We start from the raw sequence: 20800 nt of genomic DNA, 5'->3' as shown, positions 1-20800 counted from the left end.
TGTTGGCCACCCGAGGGTGGCCATGGGTTCGCCAGCCCTACTCCGGCTTCCCGCCCGTGCGCTTCCACAGCTCGCGCGCCAGAATCGTGGCGAAGCGAGAGTCATTCAGGATGTACCGGCGCCACAGGCGCTTGGGCTCATTGGCCAGGCGGTACAGCCACTCGAAGCCCGCCTTGGCAATCCACGGAGGGGCGCGCTTCGCCGTGCCCGCGATGAAGTCGAACCCCGCCCCCACGCCAATCGCCACCGTGGGGCCCAGCTTCTGCGACACCTGCGAAATCCACACCTCCTGCTTCGGGCTGCCCAGCGCCACGAAGAGCAGGTGCGGGTCCTTCTCCCGGATGCTCGCGACAATCGGGTCGTTCTGCGCGTCCCCCGCGTCCGTGCGCACCATCGGCGAATCCCACCCCACCACCTCCACCCCGAACTTCTCCCCCACGATTCGCGCCACCTTCTCCGCCACCCCCGGGCCCGCGCCCAACAGGTACACCCGCCACTTGCGCTCCGCCCCCAGCTTCATCAGCGGCAGAATCAGGTCCGAACCCGCGATGCGCTCGGGCAACGCCACGTCCAGCGCCTTCGACGCCCAGACGATGGGCATCCCATCCACCACCGAAATCGCCGCGCGCGAGTACGCCTCGCGGAACTGCGCGTTGTCCTCCGCCAGCACCACGTGGTCCACGTTGGCCGTGAACACGTAGCCACCCTGGCGCGAGTCCACCAGCCGGCCAATCTCCAGCACCGCCTCCTCGAAGGTGAGCTGGTCGATGGCCAGCTGGCCGATGCTCAGCCGAGGGCGGCCCGTGGTGAACGGCGTCGTCTGCTTCGTGTCCGGAGTCGCGGTACTCATGGCTTCTTCACCGTCAAATCAAGCACTGTCATCGAGTAGGGCGGCAGCCGCTGCGTCAGCCCCGCCGCCGTATGGTTTCCCGCCGGCTGCAGCAGGAACCCGCCCGGCGCGCCCGAGTACCCCAGCACGCGCACGTTCTCGAGCGTCCCACAGCCGTTCAGCTTCACCCGCGCCTGCGCCGCCTGGTCCGGGTCGAAGTTCAGCACCACCGCCACCACCTTGGTGCCGTCCTTGTTGCGCGAGGCGAACACGCTCGTGCCCTCCTCCGCCTTCGCCGGCACCCAGACGTCCTGGAAGCGGCCACCCCGCCCGTCGAAGTCCCTGAACGCGCGGAACGCCCAGAACACCGGGCTGCCGTTCGTCGGGTACTGCCAGAAGTAGGCGGAGTAGATGTTCTCCTGCGCGAAGCGGCCCAACGCCTCGGCCTGCGCCAGGCCTCCGCTCATGTGGCCGAACGCGCCGAAGTTGTACTCACCAATCGAGATGCGCCGGCCTGGGTAGTTCTGCGCAATCCACTCCTTCATGCGCGGGAGCAGCCGCACCGGCTCGCCAATCCACGACTCGTCCTTGTACGTCGGGTCCCACAACGCGCGCGTGGAGCGGATGCGCCGCGCGTTCGTCTCCGGGTCCGTGTTCCCCTCCAACCCCACGCCCACGTTCGTCTGCGGGTAGAAGTGCAGGTCCACCACGTCCAGGATGCGCACGCCCGTCTTCTTCTCGTGCTCGCGCAGCTGCCGCAGGTACCAGGGGAGCAGCGGCACGTCCCCATGCGCGCGACGGTCCGAGTGCGGCGCCTTGCCCGGCGCGAAGTCCGCCGCGGACCAGAGGTAGTTCGTCCAGCCCCACTCGGCGGGGCCCGCGATGAGCGCGTCCGGGTCCGCCTTCCGCACCGCGGTGCCGTACGCAATCGTGCGCGACAACAGCCCGTCGTACGTCAACGGCTCCGGGAACACATCCCGGTGCGTCGAGTTCCAGAGCATGGGCTCGTTGTCGAGGATGTACATGTGCACGCTGCGCTCGCCGCGAGCCGCATCTCGCTCGCGGATGGCGCGCACCCACTCGGCGACGAACTCGGGCGAGGCCTCGGTGCTCGTCTGGGACGGAGGCCCGGGCTTGAGCGGGGTGCCGTCGCGCGTGACGCCGTTGCCGGAGCCGTTGTCCTCGCCGCGCTGCGGGCCGAAGGTCGCCACCGGGAAGCCCACCGAGCGCGTGTCCTTGGCCACCCACCCGAGCAGCGGCACGGTGAGCGCGGAGCTCATCCCGTTCTTCCGGTTGGACTCGAGGAAGTCCGTGTAGCTCAGGCCGATGTCCACGTTCTGGAAGAACCAGTCGTTGGCCGTGTTCCACGCGCCGCCCAGCTTCCAGTTGTAGCGGGAGGTGGGGTTGCCGCCCCAGCGGCGCGTCGTCGCGCCCAGCTTGTACTGGTGCTGGTCCTTCTTCTCGCGAAGGCCGTCCAGCGCGATGCCGTAGATGAGCGGGCTGATGTCATGCCCGGGCGCCGTGCAGTCGATGGTCATCGACGTGTCGCGCCCGCTGCCCTTGCCCGTGCGGCCTCCACCGGCGGCCAGCGCGGCGGCCACGTCCGGCGGCAGCGGCACCAGCGCCACCTTGTCGAGCAGCACCCAGTCGCGCCCCACGTCCTTCGACGCGCGCAGCACCACGCGGTCGAACGCCTCCCCCTTGGGGTTGAGCAGCTCCATGGGGATGACGATGTCGGCCCACTCGCCGTCCTTGCGCACCTGCAGGTCCGCCGTCACGGGCACGCGAGGGAAGGACACCGCGCCGGGCGTGTCCAGCCGCACCTCCAGGAACTCGCCGTAGGCCTCCGGCGCGCTCAGGCGCAGGGACAGCGCCCCGAAGCTGCCCGACAGCTTGGGCTGATAGAGAATCCAGCCGCCGTAGTTGAACAGGCGCATCCGCGCCGGAGCGCCCTTGGGCAATTCGCGCGGCGCCCAGCCGATGTCCTTCCACCCGGCACCGAGGCCGCCGTCGTAGAGGACCACCGGCGCGGTGCTCGCCGCCTCGACGGCCGCGGGCTTCGTCTCGCCCGGCTTCGCGGCGTCGCCCACCGCGGGCTTCACCTCGCCGGAGGGCTCACCGCCGCGCGCCAGCGCCACCGAGCCACCGGCGACCGCCAGCGTGCAGACCACCACGGCGGCGCCCGCCTTGCTCCGCGCACCCTTCACACCTGCCTCCATGGACTCAACTCCCCCGGGCCTGGGGGCCCTCACAGCACCACGTCGTCCGTGTCCTTGCGCGGGAAGATGCGCGCGGGAATCCCCACGGCCACGCTGTCCGGCGGCACGTCCTGCAGCACCACGGCGTTGGCGCCGATGCGCGAGCGCGCGCCGACGCGCACCGGCCCCAGGATGCGAGCGCCGGCCCCAATCCACACGTCATCCTCGATGACGGGGTAGCCGTTGTCCTTGGCGGTGCCCACGGTGTTGTTGCCGTAGAAGCGCACGCGGTCGCCGATGCGCGCGTCCCCGCCGATGACGATGCCCAGGCTGTGCACGAAGTACACGCCCTTGCCCAGCGTCACGTCCTTGCCGATCTCGATGCCCAGCACCGCCGTCTGCGCCACGCGCAGCACGTGGTTGACCAGGGGGATGTGGTAGTCGAGCGCGGCCTCGCGGGCGCGGTTGAGCGCGGTGATGCGGTACGAGTCGCTGGTGAGCACCACCTTGGCGACGGACTTCGCGTCGGTGTGGCCATTGGCGGCGCGGGCCAGCTCCATCGCATCGGAGACCAGCGCGCCAATCATCGAGCGCTTCGACTTCAGGAAGTTCATCGGTTCCCCCCGCCCTGGAGGTAGCGGACCACCTCACGGGCGATACCCGTCCAGCCGCCGGCCTCGTTGCGAGCGCCGCGCAGATACTCCATGCCGTACACCACCGACGTGCCCGCGAACGCGGCCTTCTCCAGGCCCAGCCTGTCCGCGGCCTTCGCGGCGCTCATCACCGCGCCCGTCAGCACGCGCGTGGCCTCGGGCGCGACGACGGTGGCCGCGAGCAGCGGGCGCGCCAGGGGGTTGGTCTCGAAGAGCAGCCGCCACGGATTGACGCCGCGCACGTCCGGGTGCTTGCGCGCCACGTGCGTGTCGAACATGCCGTAGCGGTTCGCGCGCTTGAGCCAGCGCTCGAAGGACACGTGGTCGCTGCCGTGCAGCACGTGCGCGTCGCTGGCGAACACGAACGCGCAGCCCGCCTTCTCCAGCCGCACGCCCAATTCCACGTCCTCGGACTGGCCCAGCGACTTGTCGAAGCCGCCCACGCCCACGTAGTCCTCGCGGTGGAAGGACACGTTGCCCGTGTACAGGTGGTTGCCGTGCGCGCGCGCGCCGGGGGTGGACAGCTCCTCCGCCATGCGGTGGTTGAGGTACGCGTACCAGCGCTCGAACAGCGGCATGTCTCCGATGGACGGGTCCGGACGGATGCGGCCCAGCACCACGTGCCGCGAGCCCTCCGGGTGGTGCGCCAGGTGCCGCTCCAGGAAGTCCTTCTCCACCTGCATGTCGTCGTCGGTGACGAGGACGATGTCCCCCCGCGCCGCGAGCACGCCCCGGTGTCGCGCCGCCGCCGCGCCCGCGTTGGCCTGCACCTCCACGCGCAGGGCGTAGGGGAGGCTCTCGCCGAGCGCGTCGAGCGGAGCCTTCACCGGCTCCTTGGAGCCGTCATCGACGACGACGACCTCGTAGCGCTCGGGCGGGAGCGTCTGCTGGGCGAGCTGCCCGAGCAGCCGGGTGATGAGGGGCAGTCGGTTGTACGTGGCGACGACGACGCTGAGGCGGGGCGTGGAGGCGTCCGAGGGCGTCATGGCTTCTTCTTCTTGCGGGAGAAAAGACCCCGGCCCTTCTTCTGCCGGGGGAAGGTGACGCTGCCCACGAAGCGCTCCGGGCCGATGAACTCCATCGTCTTGCGCGCCGAGCCGAAGTCCGTCTCCCCCAGGGTGACGCACAGGAGGACGCCGTCGGCGGCGAGCGCCACGGGGAGGCTCGCGGGGCGGGTGAGGACGGAGTCGATGACGGCGACCACGCGCTCGCCCCGGGCCACGCGCTCGCGCAGCTCCAGCACGCGGCGGGGGGCCTCGGCGGGGGACAGGCCGATGGCGTCATCCAGGTGGATCTTCTGCGTGGCCGCGTAGGGCGCGCCGGCCTCCAGGATGGCGGTGGCGGCCTCCAGCGCGGGGGCACCCGGGTGCGCGGGGACCACGGTGAGGAAGCTCCAGCCGGTGCGCTCCAGGGCGAACCACAGCCGCTGCAGTGCCGGTGAGGGCACGGTGCTGTCGGGAACCTCGGCGTCCGAGGTGGAGGGCGGTGCGCTGGAATCGGCCATGGAGCGCCGCCCGGTATAGCCCAACGCACGGTGTCGACCCAATGACCTGGCGGGCGGGCGGGGGAGCGGGTGCCCTGCGACCTGCCCCAATGAGTCCGGGGGCTTCCGGGCCCTCCCCGTGGGGCCGTGGGAGCGGGCGTGTTATGGAAAGCAGGTGCCGAAGATTGGTTATCTCATCCCCGAGTTTCCCGGACAGACACACATCTTCTTCTGGCGAGAGTTGCAGGCCCTTCCCGGGAAGGGCGTGACGCCGGAGCTGGTCTCCACCCAGCCGCCGCCCGCGCGCATCATCTCCCACAGCTGGGCGCGCGAGGCCATGGCCCGCACCGAGTACCTGGCCCCGCCCGGGCCGCTCGGCGTGGTGAAGGCCGTGGCGGAGATTGCCCGCGCCATGCCCACGGGCTGGGCGCGGTGCCTGGCCTCCATCGCCCGCGCGGAGGGGCTGGACGCGAAGGGTCGCGCGCGGCTGCTGGCCTTCGCGGTGATGGGCGGACGGCTGGCGTCGCTGGCGCGTGAGCGGGGGTGGACGCACGTGCACGTGCACTCGTGCGCCAACGCCGCGCACGTGGCGCTGTTCGCGAACCTGTTGTCGGGGCTGCCGTACAGCATGACGCTGCACGGGCCGCTGGACGACTACGGGCCGAACCAGCGGGAGAAGTGGCGGCACGCCAGGTTCGCGTTCGTCATCACGAAGAAGCTTTTGGGCGAGGTGAACCAGGAGCTGGCGGGGAGCCTGCCCAAGGACATCGAGCTGGCGCCGATGGGCGTGGAGCTGGGCAAGTTCAACCGCTCGACGCCGTACCAGGCGTGGACGGGCGAGGGGCCGCTGCGCCTCTTCTCGTGCGGACGCCTCAACCCGTGCAAGGGGCACGCGGACCTCATCGACGCGGTGGGGATGCTGCGGGCCAAGGGCATCGACGCGCGGCTGTCCATCGCGGGTGAGGACGAGGCGGGCGGCACCACGTACCGCAAGGTGCTGGAGGCGAAGCTCGCGGAGTCCAAGCTGGGCGACGCGGTGACGCTGCTGGGCGCGGTGGGCGAGGACGTGGTGCGCGACGGCATCGAGCGCGCGCACATCTTCGCGCTGGCGAGCCTCCAGGAGCCCTTGGGCGTGGCCATCATGGAGGCCATGGCCATGCGCGCGCCGGTGGTGGTGACGGGCGCGGGCGGGGTGAAGGAGCTGGTGGACGACGGCGTGGACGGGATGCTCGTGCCGCCGCAGGCGCCCTCTGTCCTGGCCGAGAAGCTGGAGGCCGTGGCGCGAAATCCGCGCGAGGCCGAGCGGCTGGGTGAGGCGGGCCGTCGCAAGGTGGAGACGCAGTTCAGCAGCGAGCGCAGCGCGGACATGCTCGCGCTGATGCTCCAGCGCGCGGCGGGGTAGTCGAAAGCAGGGGGGCGGGCGGGCCCCTGTCCGCCGCTCCCTGTCCCTCATGGGCGGCCTGCGCCTGCGTCACGGAGGGACGGCGGAGCGTGCCACCGCGTCGTCGGCTCCATACCCTGGGAGGAGAAGCGGGCGGGCGCCTTCGGGGCAGGGCGTCCAGGCGTCCGAGCGCGGGGTTCCCCGGTGAGGGGCCGGACCGGGGAGTTACATGGGGGCTGACCGTTGGAGCCGCGCTGATTAAGCGATGGGGTCTGACGGAGGGAGGGAAGGGAGGAATGGCCTTGGAAGGCACCGAGCAACTCACCCCCCATGCTCCTGCCCGGGTGGAGCCACGGACGACGAGCATCCTCCTGGTGGATGACCACGCGTCGAACCTGCTGGCGCTGGAAGCCATCCTGGAGCCCATGGGCCAGAAGCTGGTGAAGGCGGCCTCGGGGCCGGAGGCGCTGCGGTGGCTCTTGCGCGAGGACTTCGCGCTCATCCTCCTGGACGTGCAGATGCCGGGGATGGACGGCTTCGAGACGGCGCGCATCATCCGGCAGCGTGAGCGCTCGCGGTACACGCCCATCATCTTCCTCACCGCGCACGGGCGCGATGAGGCGAACCTGGTGAGCGGCTATGCGTCCGGCGCGGCCGACTACGTGGTGAAGCCGTTCCACCCGGAGGTGCTGCGCTGGAAGGCGGAGGCGTTCGTCGCGCTGTATGTCCAGCAGCGGGCCCTGCAGCGACAGGAGGCGGCGCTGTGGGAGCGCGAGCGGCGGATGCTCGAGCGACAGGGCGAGCTGCGCTTCCGCCGGCTGGTGGACTCGATGCCGCAGTTCGTCTGGGCGCTCCTGGCGGACGGCACCATCAGCTACGCGAACCGGGGCTGGCTGGACTACGCGGGGCTGACGGCGGAGCAGGGGCGCCAGCGCGAGGAGAACCTGCGCTGCTTCCATCCCGATGACCTGGGGAAGGTCCAGGCGACGTGGGAGGTGCTGCGCCGCTCGGGGATGCCGGAGGAGCAGGAGTACCGGCTTCGGCGCGCGACGGATGGCGAGTTCCGCTGGTTCCTGTGCCGCACGCTGCCGGAGCGCGATGGCGCGGGGCGGCTGGTCGGGTGGATATCGACGGCGACGGACATCGACGACGCGCGACGCGCGGTGGAGACGCTGCGCGCCACGAACGAGGCGAAGGACATGTTCCTCACCCTGGCGGCGCACGAGCTGCGCACGCCCCTGCAGGCGGCGCGCAGCTACGCGGACCTGGCGAGGAAGAAGGCGGGGGAGGAGCAGACCCCGAACGTGGCGCGGGCCCTGGAGGGCATCCAGCGCAGCGTGGGTCGCATGGCGCGGCTGGTGGAGAACCTGCTCGACATGGGGCGGCTGCAGCGCGGGGAGCTGTTGTTGGAGGAGGGAGACGTGGACGTGCGCGCGCTCCTTCACGAGGTGGCGGAGCACTTCGAGCCCTTGCCGGAGGGGCGGGACATCCACGTGGAGGCCCCCGAGGGGCTGGTGCTGCGCGCCGATGGCGAGCGGCTGGACCAGGTGCTCTCCAACCTGGTGTCCAATGCGCTGCGCTACTCGCCGGACGGAGGGGACATCCGCCTGCGGGCGCGCGAGGAGGGCCGGTGGGTGCACGTGGAGGTGCTGGACCACGGGCTGGGCATTCCGGCGGACCGGCTGGAGAACATCTTCGAGCGCTTCGGACGCGCGCATGGCGTGTCGTACGGAGGTCTGGGATTGGGGCTGGCCATCGCGCGAGGCATCGTCGAGCGCCACGGCGGGCGCGTCTGGGCGGAGTCCTCGGGGCGGCCCGGCGGCGGCAGCACGTTCCATGTCGTGTTGCCCCGGCCCGTGAGCTGAGGCGCCCGGGCCGGCGTGACGCGGGCGATGCGTGAGACACGTGTCGCATCGGCGTGGGATGTCGGAGTCGGTTGGTATGTGAAACCCATCAGGTGATTTCGGCGCCCATGCCGGAGGGCTGAGATGGGTCGTGGTCGGGCTGTGTCCTTGTGTCTGTGCTTGTTCATCGTGACGGGGTGCTCGACGACGCGGAGCGTTCGTCTGGAGCTGGGCTCGGGAGCGTCCGTCCGTCACCTCCCCGTCGAGGAGGACTCCGGGCCGGTGGAGCTGGGGGAGGACACGTTCCAGGAGGCGATGACGAAGCTCGCCCGGGACGTGAGGCCCTTCGCGCATCCGCTGCGGGAGGCGCGGCTGCGCTTCGGTGTCCCGGAGCGGGGCGGCGTGTATCTGTATGAAGGGCGCAGGCTCCACGCGGTGCAAGAGGGCGCGGATGAGACGTCACCGCACCTGCTGGAGTCGTATGCGGACGAGACGCTGACGCGCGGGTACGGCCGCTGGTGTGCCAGCGAGCTGCGCGCGGGGGACTGTCTGCGGTTGCTCGAGGAGGGGCCGCTGCTCGGCAGTGATGGCAAGTACGCGCTGGCGCTGGCCATCGCGATGGAGGACGTCTGGGAGGAGACGGCGGAGTCCCTGCGGGGGGTGGGGGACCCGGTGGCGCTCCGCGCGACGCTGACGTCCTCGGTGGCGATGTATCTGATGCTGTGGTCGCTGCCCGAGCCGGTGTCGAAGGGGCTGGCGGCGCTGCTCACCGCGACGGCGATGGCGTACCTGGGCGTGGACACGGTGTGGCGGGTGCTGGATGCGTGGGTGGTGCTGGTGCGGCGCGTGGACCTGGCGCGCTCGTTCGAGGAGCTGGAGGCCGCCGGTGAGGCCTACGGCGAGGTGCTGGGCGACGACGCGGCGCGGGTCTTCGTGATGCTGGCGACGGCGGCGGTGGGGCGCGCTGGAGGGCTCGCGACGAAGGGGCCAGGGCTGCCCGGCGCGGCGCGAGCGGCGGTGTTCCTGAAGGCCCAGGCGGGCTTCTCATATCCCGCGCTGGAGCGCGTGGAGTCGGTGGCGCTGACGGCGGAGGGCTTCACCGTGGGCCTGTCGGGCGGAGACTGAAGTGCCGTGCGCTCAGCCGTGCTTCGCGAGCGCGGGGGCCTGGGTGTCCTCGGGGTTGGTGTGGATGATGGCGCCCGGAGGCGGCACGGGCGCGGACGGCGCGGGGGGGACCAGGGCGGTGTGCGGCATGGGCCACGCGCCGGTGGCGACGGCCAGCTTGCCGGACGTCACCACGCACAGCGACACGACGAACGTGCAGATGTACGAGATGATGCCCATGTCTCCGAACACCTGGTTGATGTAGCAGATGACGGAGCCCACGATGATGAGCCCGGCGGCGCGGTGCTCGGCGACGTGCGAGCGATGGTACGCGCGCACCGCCAGGAAGATGGTCACCACCAGGTACATCCACACGCCCGTGTAGCCGACCATCCCGCCGAAGGCGAACAAGCCGAGCAGCGAGTTGTGCGGGTGGTAGCGGTACTGGGGGAAGACGAAGGCGATGTTGGGCAGCGGGATGGGCTCGAGGAACTCGTGGCCGTAGCCGGTGCCGAGCAGCGGGAACTGGGTCCACGTCGCGATGACGTCCAGGTTCTCGATGTCGCGATAGTCCAGGTTGCCCTCGCCGCCCTCGCCGTCGATGAGGGAGCGCACCTTGTGCACGGGCGCGAAGGCGCCGCCGCGCGCGTTCCAGCCCACCGCGAAGTAGACGAGCATCAGCGGCGCCATCAGCACGAGCCCTCGGGTGAAGGTGCGCTTGATGGCGGGCCAGGGCGTGATGAGGTAGCCGGCCAGCAGGCACCCCACGAAGCTGACGTAGGCGAGCCGGCGGTCGTTGTAGACCATGCCCATGAAGATGCAGAACATGAGCAAGAGGCCGCGCAGCGCGTGAGCCCCCTTGGGCTTCTCCAGGAAGCGCATGGTGGCGACGAGCAGGCAGAAGTTGAACGTCATCGAGTCCGAGTGACACGTGGTGTACTCGACGAAGACGCCCATGGACGGCACGACGATGGCGCCGAAGTAGACGCTGATGGCGGCCTTGGTGAGCCCCGCGGCGATGACGGTGCGCGCGAAGATGGGCCAGTCCTCCGGGCCGCGCATGGCGTAGTGAAACATGGCGACGATGAACGGCATCATCGCGGCCTGGTGCCACTGCCACAGCGAGTTCTTGAAGTCCCCGCCGCGCATCACCCCGCGCACCTCCATGAAGAGGATGGCGATGAGTGACAGCGCCACCACGGCGATGAGCGGCCGGGGCATGGGCAGCGCGGGCGGGTCGATCTTCGACTTCGTCACCCGCCGGTACATCGCCAGGCCCAACAGGCCGACGATGAGCACGTCCACCAGCGGGAAGCGCAGCGCTCCAATCTTGGTGATGTAGCTGAGCTGGGCGAAGAGCAGCTCGCCCAGGGGGTGCAGGGGGGACGGCCAGAACCCGGACTGGGGCCGCTCCGGGACGTAGTCCACCGCGAGCACCAGGTAGGTGACGATCATCACCGGGTAGCGGATGGGGACCTTGACCACCAGCCACAGCACGGCCACGAGCAGCACTGGGGCCAAAGCGACCACAGGGTGCAGGAGGGCCCCTCCCACGGTGGCGAGCACCAGGAAGCCAAGCAGCGCCACGAAGCGCAGGTAGGAGGGCCGGTCCGGGGCGTACGTCACGACGGAGGGGAGGCTACATCTGGCGGGCCGGTTGGGATAGATGAAGCCTCACGTATGCCTGCTCCCAGACCACGCGTCCTCCTGATTGCCGAGCTGTGCAACCCCGACTGGGTGAGTGTCCCGCTGGAAGGCTGGTCGCTCTACCGCGCGCTGGCGGAGGTGGCCGACGTGCACCTGGTCACGCAGGTGCGCAACCGGGAGAACATCCTGAAGCAGGGGGTGCAGGAGGGCTCGCAGTTCACGGCATTGGATTCGACGCCGGTGGAGAAGCCGCTCGACAAGGTGGGCGAGCTGTTGCGGGGCAAGGCGGGCGTGGGCTGGACGACGGCGACGGCGTTGAGCGTGCTGCCGTACTACTACTTCGAGGAGGTGCTGTGGCAGCGCTTCGGCGCGCGCATCAAGGCCCGGGAGTTCGACCTGGTGCATCGCTACACGCCCATCAGCCCGACGACGCCGAGCACGCTGGCGCGGCGCTGCAAGGCGGCGGGGGTGCCGTTCGTGATGGGGCCGCTCAATGGCGGGTTGCCGTGGCCCAAGGGGTTTGGTGGCGCGCGGCGGCGGGAGAAGGAGTGGCTGAGCTACGTGCGGGACGCGTACAAGCTGATGCCCTTCTACAAGTCCACGCGGGAGAACGCGTCGGCCATCATCACGGGCTCGCGGGCGACGCGGGGCCAGGTGGCGCCGGAGTGGCAGGGGAAGACGGTGTACGTGCCGGAGAACGCCATCGACACGCGGCGCTTCGGGACGGCGAAGTCGGAGGGGCCGGTGGAGCTGCCCTTGAGGGTGGCCTTCGTGGGGCGCTTCGTGCCGTACAAGGGCATGGCGATGTTGATGGAGGCGGCGGCGCCGCTCATCCGTGAGGGCAAGGTGGTGCTGGAGTACATCGGCGACGGGCAGGAGATGCCGAACCTCAAGGCGCAGGCGGCCAGGGAGGGCATCGAGTCCGGGGTGACGTTCGCCGGGTGGGTGAAGCACCAGGAGCTGCAGGGGCGGCTGGCGAAGAACCACGTGTTCGGGTTCCCGAGCGTGCGCGAGTTCGGCGGGGCGGTGGTGTGCGAGGCGATGGCGTTGGGGTTGGTGCCCATCGTCATGGACTACGGCGGTCCGGGGGAGATTGTCAGTCCGGCGACGGGGTTCGCGGTGCCCATCGGGACGCCGGAGGAGATCGTGGCGCGGGTGCGCGGGGTGCTGACGAAGCTGGTCGAGGACCCGTCGGTGATTCGTCCCATGGGGGAGCGGGCGCGGGAGCGCATCTTCAAGCACTTCACGTGGAAGGCGAAGGCGGAGCAGGTGCTGGAGGTGTACCGCTGGGTGCTGGGCGAGCGTGGGCAGCCCGACTGGGGCATGCCGCTGGCGGACTGACCCCGTGTGACTCAGGGCCTGGACGTCCATGTCCAGGCCGTGGGTTCCCAGCACGCCTCCAGGTCCTCGTCGAGGAGGACGGGGTCGAGGAAGGCGCGGACCGCCTCCGTGAGCACGTCGAGCGTCTTCCACGGCAGACCGTCCTGGGTGGCCATGGCCTGATAGGGCCGGTGCCACTCGGGTGGTGGCGAGGGCAGGAAGAACGGGACACCGTGTGTCTTCCGGAAGGAGAAGGTCCTGGTGAGGGCCTGACGCAGGCACCTCGATTCGAGTGAGCGGATGCTTCCCAGGAGCGCGAGGTCTGGGAGGTCCTTCACCCGGGTATTGGGCCGCGCCCGAGGCAGCGTATAGGCGTGGAGCTTCTCCGCCAGATGCGTCTCGAGCGGATAGACGTGGAGCCTGGGCGGAGGGATGCCGGCGAAGCCGAGGGTGTCTTCCACCTCGATGAGTTCGGGTGCTCCATGCATCGGGTCTCCGATGGCCACGTCGACGCCAAAGGGTTGGCCGAAGAGGTCTCGCTCGATGCGGCACTCCGCGCGGAACCGACGTCCGTCGTAGCGCACGCCCTCGTTCTGGATGTCGGGGTGGTGGTGGGGTCGAGCCGGAGTTCGAAGCGCATGAAGTCTCCGAGGTCCAGCTGGGCCGCCTGTTGGAGCCGCGCGAGCATGTCTCGTGGGTCTCCGGTCAGACGCAGGTCGACGTCCCGGGTCGTGCGTGCTCGCTGCAGCCGCAGCTCGAGCACCAGTCCTCCCTTGAGGGTGATGGCGTCCGCGAAGACCTGGGACGCACGCGCGAGGAAGCGGTGGAAGACGAGGAGCTGACGCCGCCGGTTGAAGTCGTCCCCTCGCGGGGCGCCCTTCCTCAACCGTTGCTCGAGAGCATTTCTGAAGGCGTCGCCGGTCAGGTAGCGGCGAACGCTCATCGTGTCCGCCGCTCCTTCGCCACGCTCGCCTTCTGGATGCGAGCGAGGTCGGACTTGCGGATGAGTCCACGCGCGAGGGCCTGCGCGATGGCTTGTTGGAGCAGATCAGGTGCGAGATGGACGCTCGCGCAGTCCGTCAGGGTCCGCAGGGGCGAAGTGACGGGCACCGCGGCGGGCCAGGTGCGCTCGGCATCGTCGAGCGCGGCGTGATGGATGACGACACCGGGAGGAACGCGAAGCCTGCGTTGTCTCCAGGTCGTGGGAAGCGTCAGGTGGAGTCGAGAGGGCAGCACGTCCGAGAGCTGATGCAGGGCGAGTGCCGTCTCATGTGAGAAGACACCCTGCTGCTCGGACCAGAGCCACACGGTGACGAGCGCTTCGTCCTGGCCCTGAGGGTAGTGCACCAATCGGTACACCCCTCTCCGGATCCGGACCACCTTGCCGATGTGCAGGTAGTGAACGAGGAGCTGAGACGAATAACCCGCCTCCGCCGCCTGCTTCGTCGTGAACAGGCCCGCCTGCCCCAGCGCGAACTCGAAGAGCCGGTCCCAATCCGGCGCCTGCGCGCGCTTGCCCGTCATGCACGAAACTCAAACTCCATTTTAGTTTCGTGTCAATCTGGGCCCCGCGCTGCACGAACCTAAAATCAGATTTTGGTTTTGTGCGGGAGCTTAGGCCCGGGAGGTGTTCGGGCGCAGCGCCACCCTCGAGCGGATGGCGCGGTTGGCGCGCAGCAGGATGTCCGTGCGGGATGAGGGTGCGTAATCCGGGTGCTCGAACCGCAGCGTGTACGTCCCCGCAGGGAGCAGGGGCAGCCGATAGCGCCCCGCCGGGTCCGTCCAGGTCACGTGGGCCTCCGTGTGCTCCGATGCGCTGGCGCTGACCTTCACCCTCACGAGCGGCTCGCGGCTGTCCCCGTCGACGACGATGCCCAGGAGCACCCCTGGCGGTGGCGCGTACTCGTGGCCCTCCGCTCGGGCCAGGACGGGCACCGTGACGATGAGCACCCCCATGCACAGCAGGTAGGGCACGAAGTCCATCAGCTCGGAGGCGGCCTCGATGTGGTTCATGGAGAGGGGCCATTCTCCTGGCCTGGGCTGACGCGAACCGCATGCGCGGCTCCTCGCCCCATCACCGTTTCGGCATGGGGCTCAGCGTCGCGGTGACGGGGGTCGCCGCTCGGCCTGGTCCAAGGCCCAGCCGACCGGGATGCCACCGGGGCCCTTCGAGCTCGGGAACGCGGCTCAGCGGCTCACGACACGTGCTTCGGGCTCCTGGACGTGGTGCCCATCCGGGTCTCCGAGGACGACCTGCTCGGGGGTTTCCGGCGCCAGCTCCGCGAGGGACCGGAAGCGCCTCAATCGGAACTCGGGCTCCGGGGTGTCACGCCGCGCAGGGGCTCCGCTCAGCGCGTCTTCCAGGGCCGAGGCCTCCTTCGTGGAGCCGGTCGCTCCGGAGTCCTCGCGCGACTCCGTTGCCGCGGGGCGCACGGCGATGCGCTCCAGGAACTCCTGGTCCACCCGCGCGCTCGGGGTCATCGAGCCCACGTCCACCGTCGGGCCGCCCGTCTCCATGCGCAGCGTCTCGACAGGCCAGGTGCCGCGCCCCGCGTCGAGCGTGACGACCGGGCGGCTGGGCCTGCGAATCACCTGCGACCGAGGCAGAGCCTCTTCTTCGACCTTGGCACAGGAGGCCTCCGTTGCCTCGGTCGAGGCCGGGGCCTGTGACTCGGCGCTCGGGCCGGCCTCCTGCGCCCCGGCGGCCGGGGAGAGCATCCACACGAGTCCACACAGCACACCGCGAAGGAAGGGCGTCACGTGCTCGACTCCATGGCCTCGGGAGAACGAACCCCATCATCCGGGACCACGACGGGAGAATCTCCCGCGCAGGTCCCCGGGTTCATCATGGCTCGGTCATGATTCGAGGCCGTGGGCATGATGGAGATACGACCCAAGGCGTCATTTCGGGTCGAACGGGAGGGGGCCTCCTCAGGAGCCCGTGGGCGGACGGTCGAAGTCCATGGTCCTCAGGGGGGCGAAGGACTCGAATGGATCCACTCTCCGGTCCAGGCCCCTGGCCCGGCGGATGAGGTCACCCAGCTCGCGGACGTCCTCGCGGGCCTTCAGCTCCGGGCCCACCCCGCTCCACAACTCCAGGAGCGAGTCGTAGGTCAGCGGCCGCGTCCAGTACGAGCCCCGGAGCTTCTCGGCGAAGGCGGAGGCCACGTAGGCCAGTCGGGTGGACTCGCCAGCCTGGGCGTAGCTCGGGCGCAGGGTGGCTCGGGGCAACGGGGTCGCCAGCTCCTTCGATGTGCCGCCCTCGGGCGACTTGTAGCGGATGCGCAGCGTGCCCAGTGCCCGGGCGTTCTCGAGAGGCTTCACTTCGTAGAGCGCGGTGACGGAGTGGCCCGCGCCCACCTCACCCGCGTCCACGCGGTCATCGCGGAACTGCTCGGCCGTCAGCGCGCGGTTCTCGTACCCGAGCAGCCGGTAGAGGGAGACCGCCTTCGGGTCGAACTCCACCTGGAGTTTCACGTCCTTGGCCACCACCTGGAGCGTGCCAGTGAGGTTCTTCACGAAGACGCGGTGGGCCTCCTTCAGCTCGTCCACGTAGGCGTAGTTCCCCTCGCCGACGTGGGACAGCCGCTCCATCAGCACGTCGTTGTAGTTGCCCATGCCGAAGCCCACGGTGGACAGGGTGATGCCCCGGGCCGCGAGTGACTTCACCTTCTCCCAGATGCCATCCGCGTCGGAGATGCCCACGTTGGCCACGCCATCCGAGCAGAGGATGACGCGGTTGATGCCGCCCTCGAGCAGGTGTTCGACGGCGATGCGGTAGCCCAGCTCCAGTCCTGCCTGGGCGTTGGTGGAGCCCTCGGTGTGGAGCCCGTCGATGGCGTCCATCAGGCGTGACGTGTCGAGCGCGCTCGTGGGCGGGAGCACCTGGCGGGCCCGTGAGCCGTACACGACGAGCGACACGAGGTCGCGCTCATCCAGTTCCGCTACCAACAGGCGCAGGGACTGCTTCACCAGCTCCAGCCGGTTCTCCATGGCCATGGAGCCGGACACGTCGATGACGAAGACGAGGTGGCTGGGCTTGCGCTCGGCGCGGGAGACCTCGCGCGCCTTCACGCCGATGCGCAGCACCTGGTAGCCCTTGCGCACGGGTGAGGGGAAGCCCTGCACGTGGACGGCGAAGGGCGCGCTCTTCGCGCTCGCGTAGCCGTAGTCGAAGCTGTTGACGAACTCCTCCACGCGCACGGCGCGCGCGTCCGGCATGGCGCCGCGCTTCAGGTAGCTGCGCGTGAGTGTGTACGAGGCCGTGTCCGTGTCGACGGAGAACGTGGAGAAGCGCTCCTCCTCCGTGTTGACGGTGGGGTTCACCCCGTACCCCTTGAAGTACATGTCAGAGTAGCGCGAGCGGGGCATCGGCTCGCCGTGGTGGGGCTGGGTGGGCGCCTGGTGCGGAGGGGCGGGGTGGAGTCGCAGCGTCATCGACATGCTGGGCTTGGCGGGGGCGACGTTGTCCTGGGGTGGAGGGCTCGCGACGGCAACCTGCCCGTTGAGGGGGACGCCGTATGCGTCGTGCGCGGGGCCCGGGGCCAGTTCCGCCAGTGCTTCGAAGGAGCGCGACGGTTCAGGAGGCCGAGCCTTGTCGATGCGCTTGATGAACTCCTGGTCGACGTTGACGCCCGTGGTGGTGGAGCCCGGGCCGATGGTCGGCGGTGTACTGATGATGGGCACGATGAGCGCGTCATCGGCGAGCATCTCGACCTTGATGCGGAGGGTGCGGTCGAGCCTCAGTTTCACGTCCCCGCGTTCGTAGCGCTTGTAGTGCTCCCGCTCGTACCGGACGGTGTAGACGCCCGGAGGGAGCTGAGGGATGCGGTACTCGCCCTTGGCGTCGGTGACGGCGCTCCGTTCACCCACGAGACTGGGCGACGTCGCGGTGATGACGACGTCGGGAAGGGGCTGACGGCTCTTCACGTCGATGACGGTGCCGATGATGTTGCTGTTCTGGGCGAGCGCCAGCGGGGCCAGCAGCACCAGCAGCCCGCCTAGCAGTCGTGAAAGGACAGCGTTCATGAGGTCCACCTCGGAGCAGCGAGAGAGGTGGACAGCCTCCGAAACCGATGGCGCCCGAGCCTCACGCGAGGCTCCAGTCTCCATCATGGTTTCAGCACGGGCCTCGTGAGGCCCGGTCCTTCGTCAACGACTCAGCGCCGCTCGGCCTCGCGCTCGGTGCGCACCCACTCGCCGCGCTTCTCCGCGCCAGGGCCGCGCAACATCAACCCCACCTTCCACACCACGTACACAGGCGCCCAGGCCAGGTCCAACAGCCCACGCGGTCCCACGCCGGACACCCACCATCCGCGCAGCACATAGGCCCCCAGGCTCATCAGCGCGAAGCCCGCCACCGCCGAGGCCCACACCGCCGTCCCGCCCGACAGCCACACCAACACCGACGCCACCACCGCGCTGCCCACCGCGGCCAGCACCAGCTGACTCAACGGCGGCACCAGCACGTCCATCGACAAGTCCAACAACAACCCGCTGCGCTGCTTCAACGCATCGCTCAAGAGCGGCCACCCGTGCAGCTTGCGCATCTGCGCGCGCCCACCCTCCCAGCGCTGACGCTGCGAGCGGCTCTGCTTCTCCGCCGAGACCATCTCGCCCTGCACCTCCGCCTCCCAGGCGTAGTGCACGCGGTGCCCCTTGCGGCCCAGCCGGATGCCGTACTCCAGGTCCTCCACCACGCTGAACGCGTCGTGAGGCACCTCGCGCAGCACCGCGTGCGTGAAGCACATCCCGTTGCCACGCAGGCCGCAGGACACCCCCAGCGCCTCGCGCCCCAGCGAGCGCACCTTGTGGAACATGCCCAGCGCAATCGTCATCAGCCGCGTGCGCCACGACGCCGTCGGGTTCATCACCCCGTAGTGCGCCTGCACCGCGTGCGCCCCGTCCTCCAACCTGCGCCCGTACGCATGCAGCAGGTTCGGCGACACCACCGTGTCCGCGTCCACCACGACGACGGCGTCCGCGAAGCCGTCCTTCTGGCTGAACTCGAACGCGTGCGCCAGCGCGTACCCCTTGCCGCGCTTCTGCGTGTCATGCCGCTCCAGCACCGTCGCGCCCGCCTCGCGCGCCTTCTGCGCCGTCGCATCCGAGCAGTTGTCCGCGATGACCAGGATGCGCCGCAGCGACGCCGGGTAGTCCACCGCGGACAGGTTCGCCACCGTCCGGGCGATGCCCAGCTCCTCGTTGTGCGACGGAATCACCACGTCGAACTTGCGCGTGGGCGCGGGCGGCACCGGCGCCGCGCGTCGCCACGACAGCACCGTCAGGAGCAGCAGATAGCCGCACGCCATCGCCACCGGCAGCAGCGCCACGCACAGCGCCAGGTCCACCCAGGTCCACACCGTCACGACTGTCTCCCCCGAGCACGCGCCCTAGCGCCGCTCCAGCTCCGCCAGCACCGGGAGCTTCAGGATTCGCTCCACCTGCCACTTCTCCAGGATGCGCCGACGGATGATGTCCAGCGCCACCGCCGCGAAGATGCCCATCGCGATGCCACCCACCACACCCGCCGCCAGGATGAGCTGCACCTTCGGCTTCGACGGCTTCTCCGGGAACGTCGGCGGCGACAGCACGCTGAAGCGGTGCTTCATCGACGCGCGCGAAATCTCCAGCTCCGTCTTCGCCTGGTCCAGCCGCCGCATCTTCTCCTGGTGCCGCATCACCAGCATCCGCACCCGGTCCGCCGCCACCGACACCTCCGGGTTGTCCGCCGTCGCGGGCCCACCAAACGCCGCCGCGCCCAGCAGCGGCCCGCCCGTGGTCCCCTGCTCCAGCTCCCCCGGGTCCCCGCCGTTGCGGATGTACTCGTTGATGAGCTCGTTCAACTCCGAGCGCAGCGCCACCAGCTGCGGCGAGTCCTCCTGGAGCGCGACAATCCGCTGCTCCAGGTCCGTGATGAGCGGGTGCTGCGGCGAGTAGATGACGCGCTGCTCGGCCAGTTGGTTGCGCAGCTCCGTCAGCCGCCGCGCGCGGAACTCCTCCACGTCCGAGATGGCCCGACGCTTGGTCTGCACCATGAACCGCATCTGCGCGAGCAGGTGGTTCGTGTTGATGCCCAAGGCGCCCGCCGCCTGCGCCGCCGCGCCGCCACGGCCCTTGTTCTGCTTGGCCTCCTCGCGCTTGCGCTTGGCCTCCACGCGCTTCACCGTGGCGTCCAGCGACGCGATGGCCTGCTTGATGCCCTCGGCCTCGTCCACCACCTGCTTGTCCAGGATGGTGATGGCCTCCGCCACCGCGCCCATCTCCGCCTGCTGCCGCATCTCCAGGAAGTTCTTCTGCGCCGCCTCGACGATGTTGAGCGCCAGCTGCGGGTCGCTCCAGTCCACGCCGATGGTCACCGTGCCCGTGCCACCCTCCACCATCACCAGCATGGACTGCTCCAGCATGGCGCTGAGCGCGTCCGCCTTGTCTTCGTCGGACATGGGCGGCGGCGGCTTGCGCAAGAGCTTCTCCTTCAGCTTGCTCATGGGCGAGCGCTGCAGCTCCCAGTACTCCACCAGCTTCGCGTCCCGGACCACGGCCTTCAGGTTGTCGGCCTTCATCACCATCTCCCACGCCGCGCGCGTGGGCTGGTCCGCGTCCACCGGAATGGAGCGGCCCGGGTTCGCCAGCGAGGCGATGATGAAGTTGCGCTGCGTGAGCATCCGCGTCTCGACGTGGTACTTGCGCGGCATGATTTTGGTCACGCCCGCCGCCAGGCCGGACACCGCGGCCATCACCACCAACGCCAGGAACCAATGCCTGAGCACCGCGTTCTTCAAATAGAAGACCGCGTCGATGGCGAAGCCCCAGTCGATGAGGTCCGACGGTGCGTTCGTCTCCACGCGCTCGGGCGTGTATGCCGGAGCGGCGGGGGCGGCCCGGGGGCCCCGAGGCCCGAGGGCCGGCGCCGTCACGAGGTCCTCCTCACGGGCGCGTTCTTGAGCAGGTGCTTCACCCGCTTGGAGAACTCCTCCTGCGTGAAGGGCTTGCCCAGGTAGCTGTTGGCGCCCGCCTCCTCGGCGTGGGCCTTGTCCTCGGGCAAATCCCGCGCGCTCACCACCAGCACCGGCACATCCGTCATGCCCGGGTTCTTGCGGATGTGCTCACACAAGTCGTAGCCGGAGATGTCCGGCAGCGTCAGGTCCAGGCACACCAGGTCCGGACGCTCCGCGCTCGCCAGGTGCTTGAGCGCCGCCTGCCCGTTGGGCAGCTCCACCACCTGCTTGAATCCCATGGCACGCAGGTAGTCGCCCAGCATCTTCCGGAAGAAGGGCGCGTCCTCCACCAGGAGGACCGTGTGCATTTGGGGCTCCATTGCGTCGTCAGCCTTTCTTCTCAG

Annotated in this window: 17 protein-coding genes and 2 pseudogenes; 4 read left to right on the top strand and 15 right to left on the bottom strand. The window is 69.8% G+C overall.

The genetic code is table 11. The features are described from left to right. Positions 1-37: 37 nt before the first annotated feature. From epsA to OWM54_RS20850, 5 genes are read right to left on the bottom strand one after another with little or no spacing between them, the layout of a single operon-like run. On the bottom strand, positions 38-850 hold the full coding sequence (gene epsA, locus OWM54_RS20870; RefSeq protein ID WP_267698603.1) for an exopolysaccharide biosynthesis glycosyltransferase EpsA: 813 nt from the start codon (positions 848-850) through the stop codon (positions 38-40). After that, a complete protein-coding gene (gene epsB, locus OWM54_RS20865; RefSeq protein ID WP_267698602.1) occupies positions 847-3048 on the bottom strand; it encodes a GH44 family glycoside hydrolase EpsB in 2202 nt (733 codons plus the stop codon). The genes epsA and epsB overlap by 4 nt, the downstream gene beginning before the upstream one ends. Positions 3049-3077: 29 nt before the next feature. Continuing rightward, on the bottom strand, positions 3078-3641 hold the full coding sequence (gene epsC / locus OWM54_RS20860; RefSeq protein WP_223750946.1) for a serine O-acetyltransferase EpsC: 564 nt from the start codon (positions 3639-3641) through the stop codon (positions 3078-3080). Next, positions 3638-4666, bottom strand: coding sequence for an exopolysaccharide biosynthesis glycosyltransferase EpsD (gene epsD, locus OWM54_RS20855; RefSeq protein WP_267698601.1), 1029 nt, complete (start codon positions 4664-4666; stop codon positions 3638-3640). Before epsD ends, epsC begins: the two co-directional genes overlap by 4 nt. Further along, on the bottom strand, positions 4663-5184 hold the full coding sequence (locus OWM54_RS20850) for a hypothetical protein (RefSeq protein ID WP_223750948.1): 522 nt from the start codon (positions 5182-5184) through the stop codon (positions 4663-4665). The genes epsD and OWM54_RS20850 overlap by 4 nt, the downstream gene beginning before the upstream one ends. A gap of 154 nt (positions 5185-5338) precedes the next feature. Between OWM54_RS20850 and epsE the strand changes: the two genes are divergently transcribed. The 3 genes and pseudogenes from epsE to OWM54_RS20835 all read left to right on the top strand — a co-directional run. Beyond that, a complete protein-coding gene (gene epsE, locus OWM54_RS20845) occupies positions 5339-6565 on the top strand; it encodes an exopolysaccharide biosynthesis GT4 family glycosyltransferase EpsE (RefSeq protein WP_267698600.1) in 1227 nt (408 codons plus the stop codon). Between the two features lie 275 nt (positions 6566-6840). Then, complete coding sequence (gene epsF, locus OWM54_RS20840; RefSeq protein WP_223750950.1) at positions 6841-8409, top strand: response regulator EpsF; 1569 nt, start codon at positions 6841-6843, stop codon at positions 8407-8409. A gap of 123 nt (positions 8410-8532) precedes the next feature. After that, positions 8533-9501 (top strand): annotated as a pseudogene (locus OWM54_RS20835) (hypothetical protein); the annotation flags it as partial. Between the two features lie 24 nt (positions 9502-9525). Here OWM54_RS20835 and wzy read toward each other — a convergent pair. Continuing rightward, entirely contained in the window at positions 9526-11118 is a 1593-nt protein-coding gene (gene wzy, locus OWM54_RS20830; RefSeq protein WP_267698599.1) for an exopolysaccharide repeat unit polymerase, read from the bottom strand. A 54-nt stretch (positions 11119-11172) separates the two neighbouring features. Here wzy and epsH point away from each other — a divergent pair, with 54 nt between their 5' ends. Continuing rightward, positions 11173-12480, top strand: a complete 1308-nt coding sequence (gene epsH, locus OWM54_RS20825; RefSeq protein WP_223784175.1) for an exopolysaccharide biosynthesis glycosyltransferase EpsH — start codon at positions 11173-11175, stop codon at positions 12478-12480. An 11-nt stretch (positions 12481-12491) separates the two neighbouring features. Here epsH and OWM54_RS20820 read toward each other — a convergent pair whose 3' ends face one another. The 9 genes and pseudogenes from OWM54_RS20820 to epsW form a co-directional block, all read right to left on the bottom strand. Continuing rightward, positions 12492-13043 (bottom strand): nucleotidyl transferase AbiEii/AbiGii toxin family protein, encoded by a 552-nt coding sequence (locus tag OWM54_RS20820; protein ID WP_267698598.1) that lies wholly within the window; start codon positions 13041-13043, stop codon positions 12492-12494. A 110-nt stretch (positions 13044-13153) separates the two neighbouring features. Continuing rightward, a pseudogene (locus OWM54_RS20815) lies at positions 13154-13402 on the bottom strand (nucleotidyl transferase AbiEii/AbiGii toxin family protein); the annotation flags it as partial. Next, positions 13399-13983, bottom strand: a complete 585-nt coding sequence (locus OWM54_RS20810; protein ID WP_267698597.1) for a type IV toxin-antitoxin system AbiEi family antitoxin domain-containing protein — start codon at positions 13981-13983, stop codon at positions 13399-13401. The gene OWM54_RS20810 and the pseudogene OWM54_RS20815, both read right to left, overlap by 4 nt. 90 nt (positions 13984-14073) lie before the next feature. After that, positions 14074-14472 (bottom strand): carboxypeptidase-like regulatory domain-containing protein, encoded by a 399-nt coding sequence (locus OWM54_RS20805; protein WP_267698596.1) that lies wholly within the window; start codon positions 14470-14472, stop codon positions 14074-14076. Between the two features lie 174 nt (positions 14473-14646). Next, the gene (locus OWM54_RS20800; RefSeq protein ID WP_267698595.1) at positions 14647-15219 is read right to left on the bottom strand and encodes a hypothetical protein; all 573 of its coding nucleotides are present in this window, start codon (positions 15217-15219) and stop codon (positions 14647-14649) included. A 171-nt stretch (positions 15220-15390) separates the two neighbouring features. Continuing rightward, positions 15391-17487, bottom strand: coding sequence for a YfbK domain-containing protein (locus OWM54_RS20795; protein WP_267698594.1), 2097 nt, complete (start codon positions 17485-17487; stop codon positions 15391-15393). A 131-nt stretch (positions 17488-17618) separates the two neighbouring features. Further along, on the bottom strand, positions 17619-18827 hold the full coding sequence (epsU, locus tag OWM54_RS20790) for an exopolysaccharide biosynthesis GT2 family glycosyltransferase EpsU (RefSeq protein ID WP_324289134.1): 1209 nt from the start codon (positions 18825-18827) through the stop codon (positions 17619-17621). Between the two features lie 24 nt (positions 18828-18851). After that, complete coding sequence (gene epsV, locus OWM54_RS20785; RefSeq protein ID WP_267698593.1) at positions 18852-20375, bottom strand: PCP family exopolysaccharide biosynthesis protein EpsV; 1524 nt, start codon at positions 20373-20375, stop codon at positions 18852-18854. Beyond that, complete coding sequence (epsW, locus tag OWM54_RS20780) at positions 20372-20776, bottom strand: exopolysaccharide biosynthesis response regulator EpsW (protein WP_141329058.1); 405 nt, start codon at positions 20774-20776, stop codon at positions 20372-20374. The genes epsV and epsW overlap by 4 nt, the downstream gene beginning before the upstream one ends. Positions 20777-20800: the final 24 nt, after the last annotated feature.

Source organism: Myxococcus sp. MISCRS1, from assembly GCF_026626605.1.
Taxonomy (GTDB): Bacteria; Myxococcota; Myxococcia; order Myxococcales; family Myxococcaceae; genus Myxococcus; species Myxococcus fulvus.
Note: the sequence above shows the minus strand (reverse complement) of the source record. Positions and strands in the feature narration are given on the sequence as shown.